Source organism: Chitinophaga sp. Ak27 (assembly GCF_012726295.1).
Classification (GTDB): domain Bacteria; phylum Bacteroidota; class Bacteroidia; order Chitinophagales; family Chitinophagaceae; genus Chitinophaga.
In genome coordinates this window covers 1,077,061-1,095,367 of record NZ_JABAOB010000001.1, presented here as the reverse complement: position 1 = coordinate 1,095,367, position 18,307 = coordinate 1,077,061, and the positions used below count along the sequence as shown (strand labels likewise).

At 49.3% G+C, this 18,307-nt stretch carries 14 protein-coding genes; 10 read left to right on the top strand and 4 right to left on the bottom strand.

Going from position 1 to position 18,307, the window contains the following annotated elements:
* The first annotated feature begins 22 nt into the window (after positions 1-22).
* A complete protein-coding gene (locus HGH90_RS04270) occupies positions 23-1,354 on the top strand; it encodes a DEAD/DEAH box helicase (protein WP_169190466.1) in 1,332 nt (443 codons plus the stop codon).
* Positions 1,355-1,440: 86 nt separating this feature from the next.
* On the opposite strand, the gene HGH90_RS04265 is transcribed toward HGH90_RS04270, so the two are convergent.
* Positions 1,441-1,794: a hypothetical protein gene (locus HGH90_RS04265; RefSeq protein WP_169190465.1), complete on the bottom strand. Its 354-nt coding sequence runs from the start codon at positions 1,792-1,794 to the stop codon at positions 1,441-1,443.
* Positions 1,795-1,833: 39 nt separating this feature from the next.
* On the opposite strand from HGH90_RS04265, the gene HGH90_RS04260 reads away from it, so the two are divergent.
* Complete coding sequence (locus tag HGH90_RS04260) at positions 1,834-2,772, top strand: helix-turn-helix domain-containing protein (protein ID WP_168763745.1); 939 nt, start codon at positions 1,834-1,836, stop codon at positions 2,770-2,772.
* 80 nt (positions 2,773-2,852) lie between these two features.
* Complete coding sequence (locus HGH90_RS04255) at positions 2,853-3,572, top strand: SDR family oxidoreductase (protein WP_168763744.1); 720 nt, start codon at positions 2,853-2,855, stop codon at positions 3,570-3,572.
* 8 nt (positions 3,573-3,580) lie between these two features.
* Here HGH90_RS04255 and HGH90_RS04250 read toward each other — a convergent pair whose 3' ends face one another.
* Positions 3,581-4,174, bottom strand: a complete 594-nt coding sequence (locus HGH90_RS04250; protein WP_168763743.1) for a TetR/AcrR family transcriptional regulator — start codon at positions 4,172-4,174, stop codon at positions 3,581-3,583.
* A gap of 40 nt (positions 4,175-4,214) precedes the next feature.
* Positions 4,215-4,922 carry a dipeptidase PepE gene (pepE, locus tag HGH90_RS04245; RefSeq protein ID WP_168763742.1) on the bottom strand — a complete coding sequence of 236 codons (708 nt, stop codon included), beginning with the start codon at positions 4,920-4,922 and terminating at the stop codon, positions 4,215-4,217.
* A 168-nt stretch (positions 4,923-5,090) separates the two neighbouring features.
* Here pepE and HGH90_RS04240 point away from each other — a divergent pair, with 168 nt between their 5' ends.
* The 7 genes from HGH90_RS04240 (at position 5,091) to HGH90_RS04210 (ending at position 15,470) form a co-directional block, all read left to right on the top strand.
* A complete protein-coding gene (locus HGH90_RS04240; protein WP_168763741.1) occupies positions 5,091-6,626 on the top strand; it encodes an alpha-N-arabinofuranosidase in 1,536 nt (511 codons plus the stop codon).
* Positions 6,627-6,708: 82 nt separating this feature from the next.
* On the top strand, positions 6,709-8,382 hold the full coding sequence (locus tag HGH90_RS04235; protein WP_168763740.1) for a ribulokinase: 1,674 nt from the start codon (positions 6,709-6,711) through the stop codon (positions 8,380-8,382).
* Positions 8,383-8,390: 8 nt separating this feature from the next.
* The gene (locus HGH90_RS04230; protein ID WP_168763739.1) at positions 8,391-9,089 is read left to right on the top strand and encodes an L-ribulose-5-phosphate 4-epimerase; all 699 of its coding nucleotides are present in this window, start codon (positions 8,391-8,393) and stop codon (positions 9,087-9,089) included.
* A gap of 10 nt (positions 9,090-9,099) precedes the next feature.
* Positions 9,100-10,584, top strand: a complete 1,485-nt coding sequence (araA, locus tag HGH90_RS04225) for an L-arabinose isomerase (RefSeq protein ID WP_169190464.1) — start codon at positions 9,100-9,102, stop codon at positions 10,582-10,584.
* 136 nt (positions 10,585-10,720) lie between these two features.
* The gene (locus HGH90_RS04220; RefSeq protein ID WP_169190463.1) at positions 10,721-12,403 is read left to right on the top strand and encodes a sodium:solute symporter family transporter; all 1,683 of its coding nucleotides are present in this window, start codon (positions 10,721-10,723) and stop codon (positions 12,401-12,403) included.
* A gap of 81 nt (positions 12,404-12,484) precedes the next feature.
* Positions 12,485-13,204 carry an NUDIX hydrolase gene (locus tag HGH90_RS04215; protein ID WP_168763736.1) on the top strand — a complete coding sequence of 240 codons (720 nt, stop codon included), beginning with the start codon at positions 12,485-12,487 and terminating at the stop codon, positions 13,202-13,204.
* Positions 13,205-13,493: 289 nt separating this feature from the next.
* Positions 13,494-15,470 (top strand): alpha-L-arabinofuranosidase C-terminal domain-containing protein, encoded by a 1,977-nt coding sequence (locus HGH90_RS04210; RefSeq protein ID WP_247679859.1) that lies wholly within the window; start codon positions 13,494-13,496, stop codon positions 15,468-15,470.
* A gap of 279 nt (positions 15,471-15,749) precedes the next feature.
* On the opposite strand, the gene HGH90_RS04205 is transcribed toward HGH90_RS04210, so the two are convergent.
* Positions 15,750-18,116 carry a glycoside hydrolase family 127 protein gene (locus HGH90_RS04205; RefSeq protein WP_169190462.1) on the bottom strand — a complete coding sequence of 789 codons (2,367 nt, stop codon included), beginning with the start codon at positions 18,114-18,116 and terminating at the stop codon, positions 15,750-15,752.
* Between the last annotated feature and the right edge of the window lie 191 nt (positions 18,117-18,307).

Genomic DNA, 18,307 nt, shown 5'->3' with positions numbered 1-18,307 from the left:
AATTTTCGTACTTTTGCGCCAAATGCAAAAAGAAAAGTACTCCTTAGGTAATATACTTACCAATCTTAAGATCGATTCACTCAACGACATGCAACAGGCATCGGTAACCGCTAACCAGCAACATGCCGATGTAATCCTGCTGTCGGCCACCGGTTCCGGTAAAACGCTGGCGTTTTTACTGCCCATATTGGAAAGACTGGATCCTGCCAATAAAAACACCCAGGCCCTCATCGTAGTGCCTTCGCGGGAACTGGCCCTGCAAATAGAAAAAGTGTTCAAACAAATGGGCACTGGCTATAAAATTACCGCCTGCTATGGCGGCCACCTGCGGGAAACCGAAGAAAATAATCTCATTCAGCCCCCGGCAGTCATTGTAGGCACGCCCGGACGACTGGGAGATCATATCCGCCGCGAAAATATTACGGTCGCCGCTATTAAAACACTGGTGCTCGATGAATTTGATAAAACCCTGGAATTAGGCTTCCAGGAAGAAGTATCCTTCATCGTGGAATCATTGCCCAATATCAAAAAGCGTATCCTCACCTCCGCTACAGAAGCCGTGGAGATCTCGGCATTCCTGGCGCTGGATCAACCCGCAAAACTGAACTTCCTGCCGGAAAACGGTACGCCGGTTGAAAGGCTCGCCATCAAGCAGGTATTATCGCCGGAAAATGATAAGGTGGAAACCCTCTTCCGCCTGATCTGCTACCTGGGCAACCGCTCTACCATTGTGTTTTGCAACCATCGCGAAGCGGTAGAGCGTACCAGCAAAATGCTGTCGGAGAAAAGTATTATTAATACCTTCTACCATGGCGCTATGGAGCAACAGGAACGCGATGCAGCCCTCTGCAAATTCCGGAACGGGTCCGTAAATGTACTGGTGACCACCGATCTGGCCGCCCGTGGACTCGATATTCCCAACATCCGCTACATCGTTCACTTTCACCTGCCACACACGGAAGACAGCTGGACACACCGTAACGGTCGTACCGCCAGGATGGAAGCCAGCGGCACCGCTATCGTGATCCTCGCCCCCGATGAAAAGCTCATGCCTTACCTGGCCAATGAAACCATAGAAACCATTGAGCTGCCCGAAACAGCGAAATTGCCCGAGAAACCTAAATGGACTACGCTGTTTATTGCCGCCGGTAAAAAGGATAAAGTAAATAAAGTAGATATCGTAGGCTTTCTCGCCAAACAGGCGCACCTGAAGAAAGAAGATATCGGCTTAATTGAAGTAAAAGACTTCTTTTCATTTGTAGCAGTGGTGAAATCCAAAGTGGGACACGCGCTGGAACAGATTAAGAATGAAAAGATCAAGAATAAGAAAGTGAAGATTGATATAGCGAGATAATAACGCTTTATATAGTTAGAGGCAGTGGTCATGGGACCACTGCTTTTTTATTTTTTCGACTTACAGTGATATAATGATATGATAGGTCATTTCCCTTCCTGGTAATAAGACTGCGTAACCTCAATCGCGCCCACAATATGATCATTAAAGGCTTCCAGTTCCTCCGCTGGTACCCATAGTTCGTTGTGTATAACTCCACCTACATTTTCCACCGGGTATCTTTCCAGGAAACGGCTGTCCACCGCAAAGCGGGTCACAAAGCCGGAGCCGTAAGCAGGAACATTCCATTCTACTGAAATCTGGATGGCATAAGCTTCGTTCATAACAGGATAAAAAATGGGTTGATCTGGCTTCCGGGGCGGAAATCTTTTCCAGCCCGACTGTTCTATTAATTTTAGTTCATCTGGGCCTACGGGCCGATATAAGGTGGTTAACTCCATTGCAGATAATTGTCTAATTTTAGTGACGAATATAACATAATGGCTACGAATACCCAACTCCGCCGGCAAGACATTCCGCAGTATGTATTGAATGATTTCCGGCATCTGCACCGGGTAGAGCACGATACTTCCGATTTTGGTTACAGCAACCTGGATGCGGCCAAACGTGTTCCCGGTTTTGAAATATACTCCAGCGAAGGATTGCGGCCGGCAGTAGGCCCGCTGAAGTCCGACTTCTACCGGATCAGCATTACCCTGAGTGGTAGTGTGGATGTGCAATTGGGGCTGGAACAGTTTAAACACCGGCCCGGCACATTGAGCTTTACCTTTCCTGGCCAGGTATTCAGTAAAGACAATATCAGCGCAGACACTTTTGGCTACTATATTTTATTCAATGCCGACTTCCTGGAAGATATTATCCCGGCAGCGAAAATCCCGGTGGAATTTCCTTTTTTCGACTATTCCGGCGTACCCTTTATACAGCTGGAGGTTGCCGCTATTACAGCGGTAGCGGATTTTGTGAGAAAAATCAACGAAGAGCTGCAGCAGCACCGGCCCGGCTGCGAAAAGGCTATCCATATGTACCTGTACCTCTTATTGCTGGAAGTAAAGCGAAGTTATGTAGCACAGGGATTGGATGTTACGGCAACGGATACACGTAATACCTACCTGGTGCCGCGGTTCAAGAAGCTGGTGAGCCAGCATTTCCTGGCCAAGAGAAAGGTAGGGGATTATGCCACGCTGCTGGGCGTTACGCCTAATCACCTGAACCGTACGGTAAAGGAAGTCACCGGGCATACCGCATCGGAGGCCATTGCCGATATGCTGGTACAGGAGGCCAAAGCGGCGTTGCGGTATACAGATACTTCCGTGGCGGAAATTTCGTGGCGACTGAATTTCAGCGACCCTGCCGGTTTTAACCGGTTTTTCCGGGAACAGACCGGGCAAACACCGTTGGCGTTTCGTAGAAAAGCATAATTGGGTTAATACAAAGCATAATTGCGATAACAGTGCCCCGCCTTTTATGCCGCAACTTTGTGAGCATAAAAGTTAATGATATGTCTACCTCATTTGAAAGTAAGAAAGTAGTGATTGCAGGCGGTTCTTCCGGCATTGGATTAGCCACAGCAGTAACATTGGTACAACAGCGGGCGCAGGTAACCATTACTGGTCGCGATGCGGATAAACTGACCCGGGCGGCGGCCGCCCATCCAGGGTTACACACGGCGGCGATGGACAGCTGTAACAGGGCGGCACTGGATCAGTTTTTCAAGGCCCATGGGCCTATCGATCACCTGGTGATTGCGCTGAGTGGCGCCAAGGGAGCCGGTACTTTTGCCGACTTGTCGCTGCAGGAACTACGGGAAGGGTTTGAAGGAAAGTTCTGGCCCCAGTTGAATACCTTACAGGCAGCTTTGCCCTATGTGAATAAAACAGGCAGTATTACCCTCATTACCGCGATATCCGCTATTACGCAGGCTCCTGGCGTATCCGGGCTGGCCGCTATCAATGGGGCGCTGGAATTAATGATTCCTTCCATTGCCCGGGAAATACAACCTTTACGTATCAACGCTGTTTCGCCGGGCGTGGTAAACACTGCCTGGTGGGATTTCCTGCCTGCGGAGGCCAAAGCTGCCACCTTTGAACAGTTTGCCACACAAACACCAGTAGGCAGGGTAGGAGAGGCGGAAGAAATAGCAGATAGCATCCTGTTCCTGATGCGAAATAGGAATATAACGGGATCGATTATACGTTGTGATGGTGGATTAAGTCTGTAACAGGGGGACTATGTATGTCGCAGGGATTTCATCACCTGTTGAAATACCTGCCGCAGCATTTCCGTAGTAAGGGAAAAGGGCTGGCCTGACATGCTGGCATTATCGATATGAAATTTAACTAACGTATAGAAGGCGCCATAGGCAATAGCCCAGAACACTTCTATGGGCAGAGAAATAATTTCTCCCCGGTTCATAGCATTTTGGGTAAACCGCTGCATGGCCGCTTTGAAGGCAAATTCCGGGGAACCGTCCTGTTTTTCGATCAGGGGAGAGTTTCGGAACTGTTCTGCAAAGCGGTAATGCAGCGGGTATTGCGTAATATATTGATAGCGGTTGTACCATTGCTGCCATAACCCGGTTTCAAAATCCGCATCAGGGTCAAATCCTTTCATGGTTTCTGCCACAAAGGTGGCGGCGGTGGCAGCATATAGCTGGTTAAGGAGGTCTTCCCGGTTCTTGAAATAGATATAGATCGTAGATACCGATATATTGGCCGCTTTGGCCAACTTATGCATACTAAGTCCGTCAAATCCTTCCTGGACAATCATTTCCATTGCCTTCTCCCGGATGGCCAATGCTTTATTTTCGTCTTTAATACGCATAAAGACAAAGATAAAAGAATGATTGTTCTTTTTAGAATATTTATTGCAGGAAAGCCAGGGAACTACCTGCCGGCAGTTCATAGGCTTCCTTGCCTGCTTCGAAGATGCGGGCGCTTAGGGCGCCTTCCAGGGTGAGTTGCCTGCCCCTGGCGTAAATCCAGCTGCCTTCCCGCAGTCCCAGCACCGGGGTGGTATTTTGTGTATGATATTCTTTGATCCTGGTTTCCCGGGTTTCGCCCATATGCTGGGAACCCTCGATGGGGTCCAGGTAATGTGGATTAAGATTGAAAGGAATCAGCCCCATGGTAGCAAAACTGGGCGGATATACGATCGGCATATCGTTGGTATTTTGCATAGACACGCCCCCGATGTTGCTGCCTGCGCTGCACCCCATATAAACGGCGCCGGCTTTCACAGCTTCTCCCAGGATATTCATCAGCCCTTTTTCATGCAGCTGTTTTACCAGCAGGAAAGTATTGCCTCCACCGGTGAAAAAGCCATTCGCCCCGGCAATAGCGGCCCCCGGGTCATCGAAGGTATGCAGTCCCCGCACTTTTACACCAATAGCTGCAAAGGCTTCGGCTGCCCTGCTGGTATAATCATCATGCGAAATCCCTCCCGGGCGTGCATATGGAATAAATATGATCTCGTCTATCCCTTCGTACAACACTTTCATGGCCGGTTGCAGGTAAGCCAGGTAAGTTTCCCCAAACAAGGTAGAAGTGCTTGCCAGTATAAAATGTTTCATAGGCCATAAAGGTACAGAAAAGCAGAAATAGGAGCGCAAGAAGCTCACTGCTTCCCGCTTCTCAAAAAAAATATTATTTTTAATTGTAAATATGACAATTATTTTGTTTTTTTGAATTCTCACAGGTCAGGCAACGACGCCTGCCCCTGTTTTTTTAAAAGCCTCGTTATGAAAAAGCACTATCAGTATATCCGCACAGGTATTTTAGGAATCCTGCTTTCCGCGGGGGCAGCATCTGCCCAGAACACGGTCACTTTTAAACCGGACGCGCCTACCCAAACCATTAACCGTAATATTTATGGTCACTTCGCCGAACACCTGGGGAATTGTATCTATGGCGGGTTTTACGTGGGCGATACATCTCATATCCCCAACGTAAGCGGGGTACGCAAAGATGTAATTGCCGCCCTGCGCAAAATGAAGATTCCTAACCTTCGCTGGCCCGGAGGATGTTTTGCAGATACCTACCACTGGAAAGATGGCATAGGGCCTAAAGATAAAAGACCTACCATCGTAAATACCTGGTGGGGCAACGTAACGGAAGATAATAGCTTTGGTACTCACGACTTCCTCAACATGTGCGAAGAGCTGAACACGGAACCTTATATCTCCGGTAACGTAGGTAGCGGTACGGTGCAGGAGATGACTGATTGGGTACAGTATGCCAACTTCCCCGGCAAAAGCCCGATGTCTGACCTGCGCCAGCAAAATGGTCGTAAGGAACCCTGGAAAGTGCAATTCTGGGGCGTAGGCAATGAAGCCTGGGGATGCGGTGGTAACATGCGCCCTGAATACTATGCTGACCTGTACAGGAAGTACGCCACCTTTATGCAGGGAAACGTCTTCCGTATCGCTTCCGGCGCCAATGGCCCGGACTATAACTGGACAGAGGTGCTCATGAAAAATATTCCTCATCATTTGTTACAGGGTATTGCCCTGCACCACTACTCCACGGTAGAATGGAGTAAAAAAGGCGATGCGGTAAATTTTAACGAGCAACAGTATTTCGCAACGATGAAGTCGGCGCTGTTTATGGACACCCTGGTTATTAAACACAGCGCTATAATGGATAAATATGATCCGGCTAAAAAAGTAGCACTGGTGGTAGACGAATGGGGTGGATGGTATGATGTGGAAGGCGGTACCAATCCCGGGTTCCTGTTTCAGCAAAATACGATGCGCGATGCCATGATTGCCGGCGCTACGCTCAATATCTTCAACAACCACTCCGACCGGGTACGCATGGCCAACCTGGCGCAGGCCATCAATGTGCTGCAATCCGTTATTCTCACTAAAGGTGATGTGATGGTATTAACGCCTACCTACCACGTGATGGAAATGTATAACGTTCACCAGGATGCCACTCTTATCCCCATAGCACTGCACAGCAACGACTATGTATATAAAAACGAGAAATTGCCTGCCGTTTCTGCCTCTGCGTCGAAAGATAAAAATGGCGTTACCCATATTTCACTGGTGAACATCGATGCACACAAAACGCAGGACATTACGCTGGATACGCATGGACAAGGATACAAGTCCATCAGCGGCCGCATACTGGCTTCTGCCAAACTGCAGGACTATAACAGCTTTACCAAACCAGATAATATCAAGCCGGCCGACTTTAAAGGCGCTACCCTGAAGAACAACCAGGTCAGCGTGAAATTACCTCCGTTCTCAGTAGTCGTACTGGAACTGAAGTAAGTAACTTACCGGTCGACAAACGGGTGTAAACGCACCCGTAATTTTTATCTCTTTTTAAATAAGTGTCAAGATTACAATAAATATGAAGGCGTCATACGTAATAGGAGTAGACTATGGAACGGATTCTGTCCGGTCTATCATAGTAGATGTACAAAATGGGCAGGAAGTAGCCGCATCGGTATTTTACTATCCCCGCTGGAAAGATGGTCTCTATTGCAATGCAGCGCAGAGCCGTTTCCGCCAGCATCCGCTGGATTACGTAGAAGGACTGGAAACGACCATTAAAGCCTGCCTGCAACAGGCCGGCAGTACCGTGGCCGCTAATATCAAAGCCATTTCTGTAGATACCACCGGCTCTACCCCGGTAGCGGTAGACGAAACCGGTACGCCGCTGGCGCTCAACCCGGCCTTCCAGGACAATCCAAACGCCATGTTTGTATTGTGGAAAGATCATACCGCGCTGAAAGAAGCTGCTGCTATCAACGCTACTGCCGCCACTTTCGGGGAAAATTACCTTCGCTATGTCGGAGGCATCTATTCTTCTGAATGGTTCTGGGCCAAGCTCCTGCATATTCTCCGGGTAGATGAATCCGTTAGAAATGCTACGCATTCCTGGGTGGAACACTGCGACTGGATCCCATTCCTGTTGTCCGGTGGAAAACATGCCAGTGAGCTGAAACGGGGTATCTGTAGCGCAGGTCATAAAGCCCTGTATGCTGCCGAATTTGGTGGATTGCCGCCAGATACGTTCTTCACGGCAATAGACCCACTGTTAAAAGGATTTACCCAACGGCTGTTTACGAAAACATATACTTCCAGCGAAGCAGCTGGTAACCTTTGTCCCGAATGGGCAGAAAGATTGGGACTGCCCACCAGCGTAGTGATTGGCATTGGTGCGTTTGATGCGCATATGGGTGCCGTAGGCGGACAAATTGAGCCCTATCACCTGAGCAAGGTAATGGGCACATCTACCTGTGACATGCTGGTAGCACCTATGGAAGAAATGAAAGATAAGCTGGTGAAAGGCATCTGTGGCCAGGTGCCCGGCTCAGTGATCCCTGGGATGATGGGAATGGAAGCAGGCCAATCAGCTTTCGGCGATGCTTATGCCTGGTTCAGTAACGTACTGGCATGGCCGTTACAACAGCTGCTGCCGGGTTCTTCGCTCATAGATCCGGAACTGGCTGCAAAGCTGGCCGCCGAAACCTCCGGCAGAATGATTGCCGAATTATCCAGACAAGCCGCCGGGATTGCTCCCGACGAGCATAGTGAGCTGGGCGTTGACTGGTTGAACGGTCGCCGTACTCCCGATGCAGACCAATCCCTGAAAGGAAGTCTGACTGGCCTCAACCTCGCTACCGATGCGCCGCGCATTTTCCGCTCCGTAGCAGAATCAACCTGCTTCGGCGCCAAGGCCATCGTAGAACGTTTCGAAAGAGAGGGCGTGCCGGTAAAAGGCCTTATCGGCATTGGTGGTGTGGCTAAAAAGTCGTCCTTCATCATGCAAATGATGGCCGATGTAATGAATATGCCTATCCGTATTCACCGCTCTGAACAAACCTGTGCGTTGGGCGCCGCCATGTTTGCTGCTACCGCCGCGGGACTCTTTACCCGGGTAGAAGAGGCCATGGAAGCTATGGGACAGGGATTTGAAGTAACCTACCACCCCGATGCTCAACGGGCCGGCATATACGAAAACAGGTACCGGAAATATAAAGCATTGGGCGCTTTCACCGCGAATATCAACATCGATTAATTTATTGTATGCAACAGTATCAACATATCCGGCAGGCTGCCTACGAAGCCAATATGCAGCTGCCAGCGCTGGGGCTCGTGATCTTCACCTTCGGCAATGTAAGTGCGGTAGACCGGCAACTGGGTGTATTTGCTATTAAACCCAGCGGGGTGCCTTATGGGGAGTTGTCGCCCGACAAGATGGTCGTTGTAGACTTTGACGGCAAAACAGTAGATGGCCAGCTGCGCCCTTCTTCTGATACCCTCACCCACGCGGTATTGTATAAACATTGGGAACATATCGGCGGTATTGTACATACCCACTCCACCTATGCCACCGCATGGGCGCAGAGCCAGCGCGATATTCCCATTTATGGCACCACGCACGCTGATCATAACACTGTAGATATTCCCTGCGCACCGCCTATGTCGGATGCCATGATTGCCGGCGATTATGAGTACCAGACCGGTTTCCAGATTATGGATACCCTCCGGGAACGGGGACTCACCTACGAAGAAATTGAAATGATCCTGGTCGGGAACCATGCCCCTTTCACCTGGGGTAAAACTGCTGCCAAGGCCGTATATAACAGCGCCGTGCTGGAGTCTGTTGCCCAGATGGCGTATCTTACAGAGTCTATCAACAGTAATGCTCCCCGTCTAAAAGACGCACTGATAAAAAAACATTTTGAACGTAAACATGGCCCCAATTCCTATTATGGGCAATAAACCAAACAACATGACGAATCTGAAAACTCTTGAGATCTGGTTTGTAACCGGTAGCCAGCATTTATACGGAGAAGAAACACTGAAACAGGTAGCGGCACATAGCCAGGAGATAGCAGCTTCCCTCAATAACGATGCGCGTATACCCGTTACCGTAGTATACAAACCTACCGTAAAAACACCGGATGAAATTTATGCCGTTTGCATGGAGGCCAATGCTGCTAGGAACTGTATCGGTATAGTGACCTGGATGCATACTTTTTCGCCGGCCAAGATGTGGATCCGTGGCCTGAAAGCGCTGGCGAAACCTATCTGCCACCTGCATACGCAGTTTAACCGCGATATCCCCTGGAAGGAAATAGATATGGACTTCATGAACCTGAACCAGAGCGCACATGGCGACCGGGAATTTGGATTTATGATGAGCCGGATGCGCATGAACCGTAAAGTGATTACCGGTCACTGGCAAGACCCCGAAGTGCTGGAAGAATTGGGTGGCTGGGCCCGGGTGGCCGCCGGCTGGAACGACTGGCAGGGAGCACGTTTTGTACGCTTTGGCGACAACATGCGCTTTGTAGCAGTGACCGATGGCGATAAAGTGGAAGCAGAGTCAAAGCTGGGCTTTTCCTGCAATACGCATGGTATAGGCGACCTGGTAGCAGTGATCAACAGTATTGGCGATAGCGAAGTGAATGCCCTGGTAAAGGAATATGCCGACACTTATACGATTTCTGCGGCCCTGTTACAGGACATAGCCCTGAAAGATGCCGCCAGGATAGAGCTGGGACTAAAAGCATTCCTGGAAGCAGGTAATTATAAAGGTTTTTCCGATACGTTTGAAGACTTACATGGCATGATCCAGCTGCCGGGTATTGCTGTGCAACGGCTCATGAAGGCTGGTTATGGCTTTGCCGGTGAGGGCGACTGGAAAACGGCAGCACTGGTAAGAGCGATGAAGGTGATGGGCAGCGGGTTAGCCGGTGGTAACTCTTTCATGGAAGACTATACCTATCATTTTGACCCTGCCAACCCAATGGTACTGGGTTCACATATGCTGGAAATCTGCGAGTCAATTGCTGCCGGTAAGCCTTCCTGTGAGAAACATCCGCTGGGAATAGGCGGTAAAGCCGACCCGGTGCGACTGGTGTTCAATGCGGCGGCAGGTCCCGCTATCAACGCTTCCCTGGTAGATATGGGTAACCGTTTCCGTTTACTGGTGAATGAGGTAGAAGCGGTGTTGCCGCCACAGGATTTGCCTAAACTGCCGGTAGCGAGAGTATTATGGAAACCATATCCCGATATGAAGAAGGGCTGTACTGCCTGGATCCTGGCAGGGGGCGCACACCATACCTGCTATAGTCAGAACCTTACTTCGGTACATATGCAGGACTTTGCAGAAATGGCCGGAATAGAACTGGCGCTGATAGGTAAAGATACCGATCTCCGCGAGTTTAAAAATGAGCTGCGCTGGAATGATGCCAGCTACCGCAGCTATTAAATGCTGGCGAAGGGCAGCAGGTATTTGAAAATATGGAGATACCTGCTGCCATCCCGCCGCTATATCAACCGATCTTTCAACACGCATAAGCCCAATGCTGATTGCCAACTGCTAAAAGGCACACAAATTACCCGTTATGAAAAATATACTTTCCATTGGCGATGTCATCGTCTTTGTTATTTATTTCGTCATCGTTGCCACTTATGGTTATTGGATATACCGGAAGAAGAAAAAAGCGGCTACTGATACAAAAGACTTTTTCCTGGCCGAAGGATCCCTTACCTGGTGGGCTATTGGCGCCTCGCTGATTGCCTCCAATATTTCGGCTGAGCAGTTTATCGGCATGAGTGGCGATGGTTATTTTGTAGGAATAGCGGTAGCTGCATATGAGTGGATCGCCGCCATCGCCCTGATCATTATCGCCGTCTGGTTTATTCCCATCTACCTGAAGAATAAAATTTATACCATGCCGCAATTCCTGAAAACGCGCTACAATGAGACGGTGGCGCTGATCATGGCAGTTTTCTGGCTGTTTCTCTATGTATTCGTTAACCTCACCTCCATTTTATACCTCGGCGCCCTGGCCATCAATGGATTGCTGGGCGGTCAATACCTGCATGTGGTAATGATTGCGCTGTCGGTTTTTGCAGTCATCATTACCCTGGGAGGTATGAAGGTAATCGGGTATACCGACGTGATACAGGTAGGAGTATTGATTATCGGCGGCTTGGCTACTACCTATATGGCACTCACCATGGTGAGCGAGAAATTTGGGTTGGGACATGATGCGATTGCCGGTTTTGGCGCACTGATGAAAGATGCGCCCGATCACTTTCACATGATCCTTGCCAAACCGGATGCTTCGTCTTCCCAGGAATATATCAACAAATACCTCGTGCTCCCTGGTATCCTGATGTATGCAGCAGGGCAATGGATTGTGAACCTCAACTATTGGGGTTGTAACCAGTACATCACCCAGCGGGCGCTGGGCGCTAACCTGCAAACTGCCCGTAACGGGATTATGTTTGCCGGCCTGTTGAAAATTATGATGCCCATTATCGTTATGCTGCCCGGTATTGCGGCGTATGTGTTGCAAAAAAATGGCCATCTGCCCGGACTGGAAAATAAAGACGGCGCATATGCTGCTATTCTCGGTTTCCTCCCTTCCGGTCTGAAAGGATTGTCGATAGCCGCGTTAACAGCAGCGATCGTAGCTTCCCTGGCGGGAAAGGCCAACAGTATCTCTACCATTTTTACCCTGGATATTTATCGTAAATATGTCCGCCAGGATGCCTCAGAAGCCAAGCTGGTATGGACCGGCCGCATTACCGTGGTTGCTGCCATGGTGCTGGCAATCCTGTTTACCTGGAATGATTTGCTGGGCATAGGCGGAGCCGGTGGATTCACCTTCATTCAGAAATATACCGGCTTTATCAGCCCCGGTGTATTTGCCATGTTCCTGCTGGGTATGTTTTGGAAACGGACTACCGGTGCGGCAGCAGTGGCAGGTATTATTACCGGTTTTACCCTCTGCGTGTTCTTTAACCAGTTTGCACCGGCGGTGCTGGGACATGAAACGATTTTCTATACCGCTTACCCCAATGGTAAAGGCGGCTACGAAATTCCTTTCCTGATCTGTATGGGCCTGGCTTTCCTGTTTACCATGATCGTAATGGTTGCTATCAGCCTGGCGGGACCTAAAGTAAATCCGAAAGCATTTATATTCGATAAGGGAATGTTCAGGATCAGCCCTGCTACAACCGTGCTGATCGTTGTAACGTTGCTGTTACTATCGGCTTTGTATATACGTTTCTGGTAATAGCTGTGGCGACTATCTTTTTTAGCCCCGTGTTTCGCGGGGCTAAACTTAATTTGTATTTTTATTGTTTAATCAATCGCTATGAAAAGATATTCGCAGCAAAGTCGCTTATTATTCGCTGTTGACTGTATTATTTTTGGATTTGACGGACAAGAGCTGAAATTGCTGCTGATACAAAGGGGCTTTGAGCCTTTCAAAGGACAATGGAGCCTGGTAGGCGGATTTGTACAGGAGAGTGAAAGCGCTGAAGATGCCGCCAGCAGGGTGCTGAAAGACCTCACGGGGCTAGATGGCATTTATATGGAGCAGCTGCATACCTTCAGTTCCCCCTCCCGCGATACGGTAGAACGTACCGTATCGGTGGCTTATACCGCCCTGATTGATATACAGAAATATAAACAGCAGCTGAACGAAGATTTCCACGCTGTATGGTTTCCTATCAACCATCACCCGGAACTGATTTTCGATCATAAACAGATGGTAGACCAGGCCAAGGCAAAGCTACGGTATAAAGCCGCGCTGCATCCGCTGCTGCTGGAACTGTTGCCGGGTAAATTTACCATCCCGCAGTTGCAGCATCTCTATGAATCCGTTTATAATGTGGCCTTCGATAAAGGTAATTTTAGCCGTAAAATCCTCTCTACTAAATTGCTGGTAAAGCTGGCGGACAAAGATAAGCTCAGCTCGAAAAAGGGCGCTTTTTACTACCGGATAGACCGTAAGAAGTATAACGCCAATTTCCATGCTTTCCTCAATTTTGTGCCCGATCCGCATATATTGGCCGCTACAAACGGGGTGTAAGGGAAATATAAGTTTTTACGTGTTTGCTGAACAATTAAAAAACTTCCGTAACTTAGGCCCACGCAGTGCAAGGGGATAGTGAACGTGTTCTTCGGAACACTTTTTTATACGATTTTTTTTAATTGTTTATTTGACAATTAATTAGAGTTTAAATCAATGCCTGATATAAATTTTTAAAACACCGTATATGAAATGGACGACTGTATTTTTGCTATCGTCCCTGTTTTTTTATTTTCACGGCCATTGGCCTGCTGCTCGTGAAGCAGCCCAGGAAAAGTAATTACCACATATGAGAACACAACGTTTGATGACAGCAGCGGCTTTGTTGATGGGCATGTATACCTTGCCGTCGGTAGCACAACAGCCCCTGCAATTTACAGTAAAGGCTAACGAGATAAAAACGCCTGTAGCCCCGCATATGTGGGGGATCTTTTTTGAAGATATCAACCTGAGTGCCGATGGCGGTATTTATGCAGAACTGGTGAAAAACCGTTCGTTCGAATTCAATGCTCCCCTGATGGGCTGGAATATCCCGAAGGAAGCGGCTGCCAACGGAAATGTACTGGTGGTGAATCGCCATGATACCCATCCTTCCAATCCCCGCTTTGCACGAATAACTGTAACGGGCACACGCAGTTTTGATATGGTGAATGAAGGCTTTCGTGGCATGGGCATTAAAGCCGGTGAGCAATATAATTTTTCTGTATACGCCCGTCAACAGGGGAGCACACTGGTAAAGATCAGGGTGGCCCTGCTGGATGAATCCGGGAAGGAGATCGGTAATGCGGCTGTATTGCCCCAGGGCAGTGAATGGCAGCCTTATAAAGCATCATTTACCGCATCGGCCACCGTGGCTAAAGCCAGGCTGCGGGTGGAATTCAGCGGACCAGGCATCCTCGATGCCGACATGATATCCCTGTTTCCCCAGCACACCTGGAAGGAGCGGAGCAATGGGCTGAGAGCCGACCTGGTACAATTGCTGGCCGACCTGCACCCTGGTTTCCTGCGTTTCCCCGGTGGCTGTATTGTAGAAGGAAAGGAGCTGACCAACCGTTACCAATGGAAGAAAACCGTGGGCGATGTGAAAGACCGCGAACTGATTATCAACCGCTGGAATACGGAATTTGCACACCGCGCCACACCGGATTATTACCAGTCATTCGGATTGGGATTCTTTGAATATTTCCAGCTGGCAGAAGACATTGGCGCATCACCATTGCCTATCCTCAACTGTGGCATGGCCTGTCAGTATAACAGCGGAGAAGTAGTAGCCGTCAATGAACTGCAGCCTTATATCCAGGATGCACTCGACCTGGTGGAATTCGCCAATGGCGATACCCACACCAAATGGGGCGCATTGCGAGCCAGGATGGGACATCCCGAGCCGTTTCACCTGAAAATGCTGGGCGTGGGCAACGAACAATGGGGCCCTCAGTACGTGGAACGCTATACTATTTTTGCAAAGGCCATTAAAGATAAATACCCCGACATCAAGCTGGTGAATAGCCTGGGCCCCAGTCCCAATGGCGATAAATTCGATTTCCTGAATGATACGCTTCGCCGCCTGAATGCCGACATCCTGGATGAGCACTACTATAGCTCTCCCGAATGGTTTTTGAGCAATGCAGGTCGCTACGATCATTACGATCGTAAAGGCCCTAAGATCTTTGCGGGCGAGTATGCTGCGCATACCAAAGACAATGGCGCCAATAAAAACTCCTGGCAGGCCGCCCTGGCGGAAGCCGCGTTTATGACAGGCCTGGAGCGTAATACCGATGTAGTGGTAATGGCCTCCTATGCACCGCTGCTGGCGCATGTTGACGGCTGGCAGTGGGCGCCGGACCTGATCTGGTTCGATAATCTGCGGTCGTATGGCACCCCCAACTACTATGTACAGAAACTCTACGCCAACCACAAAGGATCGGAAGTAGTATCCATGCTGAAAGGCAGCCAGGCGATCAGCGGACAAGACAGCGTATATGCCTCTGCGGTACTCGACAAGGCCACCGGGGAGTTAGTAATAAAGATGGTGAATGCAGCAGCAACGCCCGTTCCTGTGGCAGTAGCTGTACAGGGTGTGAAGGGACTCGCTGCCAGCAGTCGCCTCATCACGCTGCAAAGCAACGACCTCCAGGCGCTGAATTCCCTGGATGCGCCTACGCATATTGCGCCCACAGAAAAGACCATCGACACTCGTGGCAAAACAATTAAAACCACCATGGCGCCCTGGTCTTTTTATGTGATCCGCACAAAGATAAATCCGTAGTTGTCGCTTGACATATTTGTTGTAACCGTTGGCGCCTGTCAACGGTTTTTTTTCGATTTTATTATGAGCAAAGCCTTATTGATCGGATTCCGGTTCCTCTTCAGGAGCAGCCAGGCGCGGTATATATACAGCCCGCTGGCATGGGGTAGGTCATAATGCAGCAATCCGCGTGGATAGTATCGACTACCTGGTGTTTCACGCCTATGATGCCGGTAACCAGGGGAAACCGGTATTAAGAACGGCCCCCATTTAATGGAAGAACGGGGGGCCGGTAGTTCATTAATCTTTGATCATCCTGCATCCATACAACGGACCTGCACTGTTGTTGGCTTTAGGCACAAAGCGGATCTGTACCTGTTGCTTGCCTTTGGTAAGGTGTGCCGGGATAGGATAAGCGATATCGTAAAAGCGGCTGCCTTTGTACTTGTTGATATCTTCAGTGGCAATGGTAGTACCATCGACCAAGATATCGAAGGTTCTGCCGCGGTTATCCATGCCCCAGTAAGTACATTGCAGTGTGTGGGTGGCCTGTGGATCTACTTTCATGGTAAAGGCAAAATATCCTTCGGGCCAGGCGATGCGCCATTTGCGGCCATGCTCTTCTTCGGTGGTTGTTTTTTCACCGGTAAAATTGTGATCGCGTTCGGGCTGCATTTCACCCGGGCGCAGGATATCGGTGGTGCGGGCATCCAGCTCCTGTTGCTTTTTCTTTTCCGCCGCATATACTGCCTGTTGCTGTTTCCAGCTATCGGGGCTAAATACATCCCAGTATACGGTGTAATACTCATTGCGGGTAGTGTTGAAAGGCACCAGGGTAACGTCCTGCGGCTGGCCGGTGCCGGCGGAGCGGAAGCTGAGCTCGCGGCTGTCGGCACGCTTGATCCAGGTATCAGGGGTTTGATTGGCGGTTACCAATACAGGTACTCCGCTTACCGGGTCGGGTTCTTTTTCTCCAAGTATACCAGATAACAATACCGGGCCGTAGAACAGCGCCTGGCGATTAGGATTGTCAGGCATCGCTTCTGTATATACATCCGCTGGTAAAGTCAGCAATACCCGGTCGTTGTTTTTCCAGGTACGGGCGATGGTAAAATAGCCGCTTTCATCCGTTGTCAGCGGTACCTGTTGTCCGTTTACCTGTAAGCTGATACCAGGGCGTGCCCAGGCTGGTTTGCGGATACGAAGGGTAAAGGCGCTAACTTTACGGCTACTAACGGTGAGGGTTACACGGTTATCTGCCGGTAGTCCGGTAGTCTGGGTTATGGTGATGCCTTTTTCCTTCCATGTTAATACAGAAGGGATAAAGAGGTTCACATAGAGGCTGCCGTCTTCCCCGCGATAGTAAATGCTTTCACCATATTTTACATGGTTTTCCATACCCGATCCCACGCAGCAGGTAAAGGTTTCAAATTCGTCGCTGTATTCTTTGTGGCCGCCCATACGGAGGGGGATAAAGTAACACATCATACCGGTTTCGTGGTTTTGTGAAGCCAGGATATGGTTGTACAGTGCCTTTTCGTAATAGTCCATTAACCGGGCTTGTGGCGACAACGCAAACAGGTGTCTCGTCAGCTTCAGCATGTTATAGGTATTACAGGTTTCGGTGGTATTATCGGTTAAAGCGTCGTTCAGGTGACGGGCAGGACCGAAGTATTCGTAGTTGCTGTTGCCCCCGTTGGCGTAGGAATGATCCCGGGTGACCATTTCCCAGAAATATTTGGCGATGGCAGCATCTTTGGCATCTTTATTCAGTTCGAACCTGCGTATGCTGGCGATGGCCTTGGGGATCTGGGTATTGGAATGTTTACCCGGTAAAATATCTCTCCCGATAGCCAAAGAATCCAGGATCCGTTTATCATAAAAGCGATAGGAGAGATCCAGGTATTTTTTATCGCCGCTTAGCGCGTAGGTATTGACCAGTGTTTCCGCCATGCCGCCATATTCGCAGATCAGCATTTTTTGCATCTGCTCTTCCGAGAGATTTTTAACGATATTGCCGGTCCAGTCGGCCAGGCGTTTATTAACTTTTAGGGCAGTAGCATTATTGCAATACAGCCAGGCATCCAGCAGGCCGGCCATAATTTTATGCACAGTATACCAGGGCGACCAACCGCCGTTCAGGTCAAAGCCACGGGAGCGGATATCGCCTGCAGCAACCTCCGACCATAATTTATTATCGTTGGGGAAAGCGCCGATGTAGCCATTCTGCCGTTTGTCCTGGCAAATGGCCAGCTCACTTACGAGGTAGTTGACCCGGTTTAGGTACGCCGTATCTTTAGTGGCGGCATATTGCATGGCACAGGCCGAAAGGTAATGTCCCATGGTATGCCCCGCCAGCCCGCCGGTTTCCCAGCCGCCATACTGTTTGCCTTTAGGCTCCAGGCCAGCATTGGATCGGAATGCCGACAACAGTCTGTCCGGATCTATTTTAAGCAGATAGTGCGCATCAGCCAGCATAGCGGTTTTGAAGGGGCCATCTGATAAAGTAACATCCGATATGGGAAAAGGATATGCTTTAATGTCTACAGCCGGCAACACTTTCATCTTACTTTCTTTCCATCCTGGAACATAGGATTGTGCCTGCGCACTATAATAGCATTGCAGGCCGCCCGCCAGTAACAGGCAGGGAATGATCAGTCTTTTCATGTCGTCAATGTTTAACAAGGCTAAAGCTAGCTACCACCCCGTATACTTACTTTTTAATTATTGACAGATAGTACACGTATTTTAATCAATCGCGTTTTTAATTGTTATTTTGACAATAAATTTCAAATAAATTTATTTGATTGTAGCAAGATTATCCCGATATTTAGACACTCTTTTTTCACTTAATACCA

What these genes read in the sequence shown, in the direction of transcription:
- HGH90_RS04270 (WP_169190466.1), top strand. Translation starts at nt 23, where the DNA reads ATGCAAAAAGAAAAGTACTCCTTAGGTAATATACTTACCAATCTTAAG.
- HGH90_RS04265 (WP_169190465.1), bottom strand. Translation starts at nt 1,794, where the DNA reads ATGGAGTTAACCACCTTATATCGGCCCGTAGGCCCAGATGAACTAAAA.
- HGH90_RS04260 (WP_168763745.1), top strand. Translation starts at nt 1,834, where the DNA reads ATGGCTACGAATACCCAACTCCGCCGGCAAGACATTCCGCAGTATGTA.
- HGH90_RS04255 (WP_168763744.1), top strand. Translation starts at nt 2,853, where the DNA reads ATGTCTACCTCATTTGAAAGTAAGAAAGTAGTGATTGCAGGCGGTTCT.
- HGH90_RS04250 (WP_168763743.1), bottom strand. Translation starts at nt 4,174, where the DNA reads ATGCGTATTAAAGACGAAAATAAAGCATTGGCCATCCGGGAGAAGGCA.
- pepE (WP_168763742.1), bottom strand. Translation starts at nt 4,922, where the DNA reads ATGAAACATTTTATACTGGCAAGCACTTCTACCTTGTTTGGGGAAACT.
- HGH90_RS04240 (WP_168763741.1), top strand. Translation starts at nt 5,091, where the DNA reads ATGAAAAAGCACTATCAGTATATCCGCACAGGTATTTTAGGAATCCTG.
- HGH90_RS04235 (WP_168763740.1), top strand. Translation starts at nt 6,709, where the DNA reads ATGAAGGCGTCATACGTAATAGGAGTAGACTATGGAACGGATTCTGTC.
- HGH90_RS04230 (WP_168763739.1), top strand. Translation starts at nt 8,391, where the DNA reads ATGCAACAGTATCAACATATCCGGCAGGCTGCCTACGAAGCCAATATG.
- araA (WP_169190464.1), top strand. Translation starts at nt 9,100, where the DNA reads ATGACGAATCTGAAAACTCTTGAGATCTGGTTTGTAACCGGTAGCCAG.
- HGH90_RS04220 (WP_169190463.1), top strand. Translation starts at nt 10,721, where the DNA reads ATGAAAAATATACTTTCCATTGGCGATGTCATCGTCTTTGTTATTTAT.
- HGH90_RS04215 (WP_168763736.1), top strand. Translation starts at nt 12,485, where the DNA reads ATGAAAAGATATTCGCAGCAAAGTCGCTTATTATTCGCTGTTGACTGT.
- HGH90_RS04210 (WP_247679859.1), top strand. Translation starts at nt 13,494, where the DNA reads ATGAGAACACAACGTTTGATGACAGCAGCGGCTTTGTTGATGGGCATG.
- HGH90_RS04205 (WP_169190462.1), bottom strand. Translation starts at nt 18,116, where the DNA reads ATGAAAAGACTGATCATTCCCTGCCTGTTACTGGCGGGCGGCCTGCAA.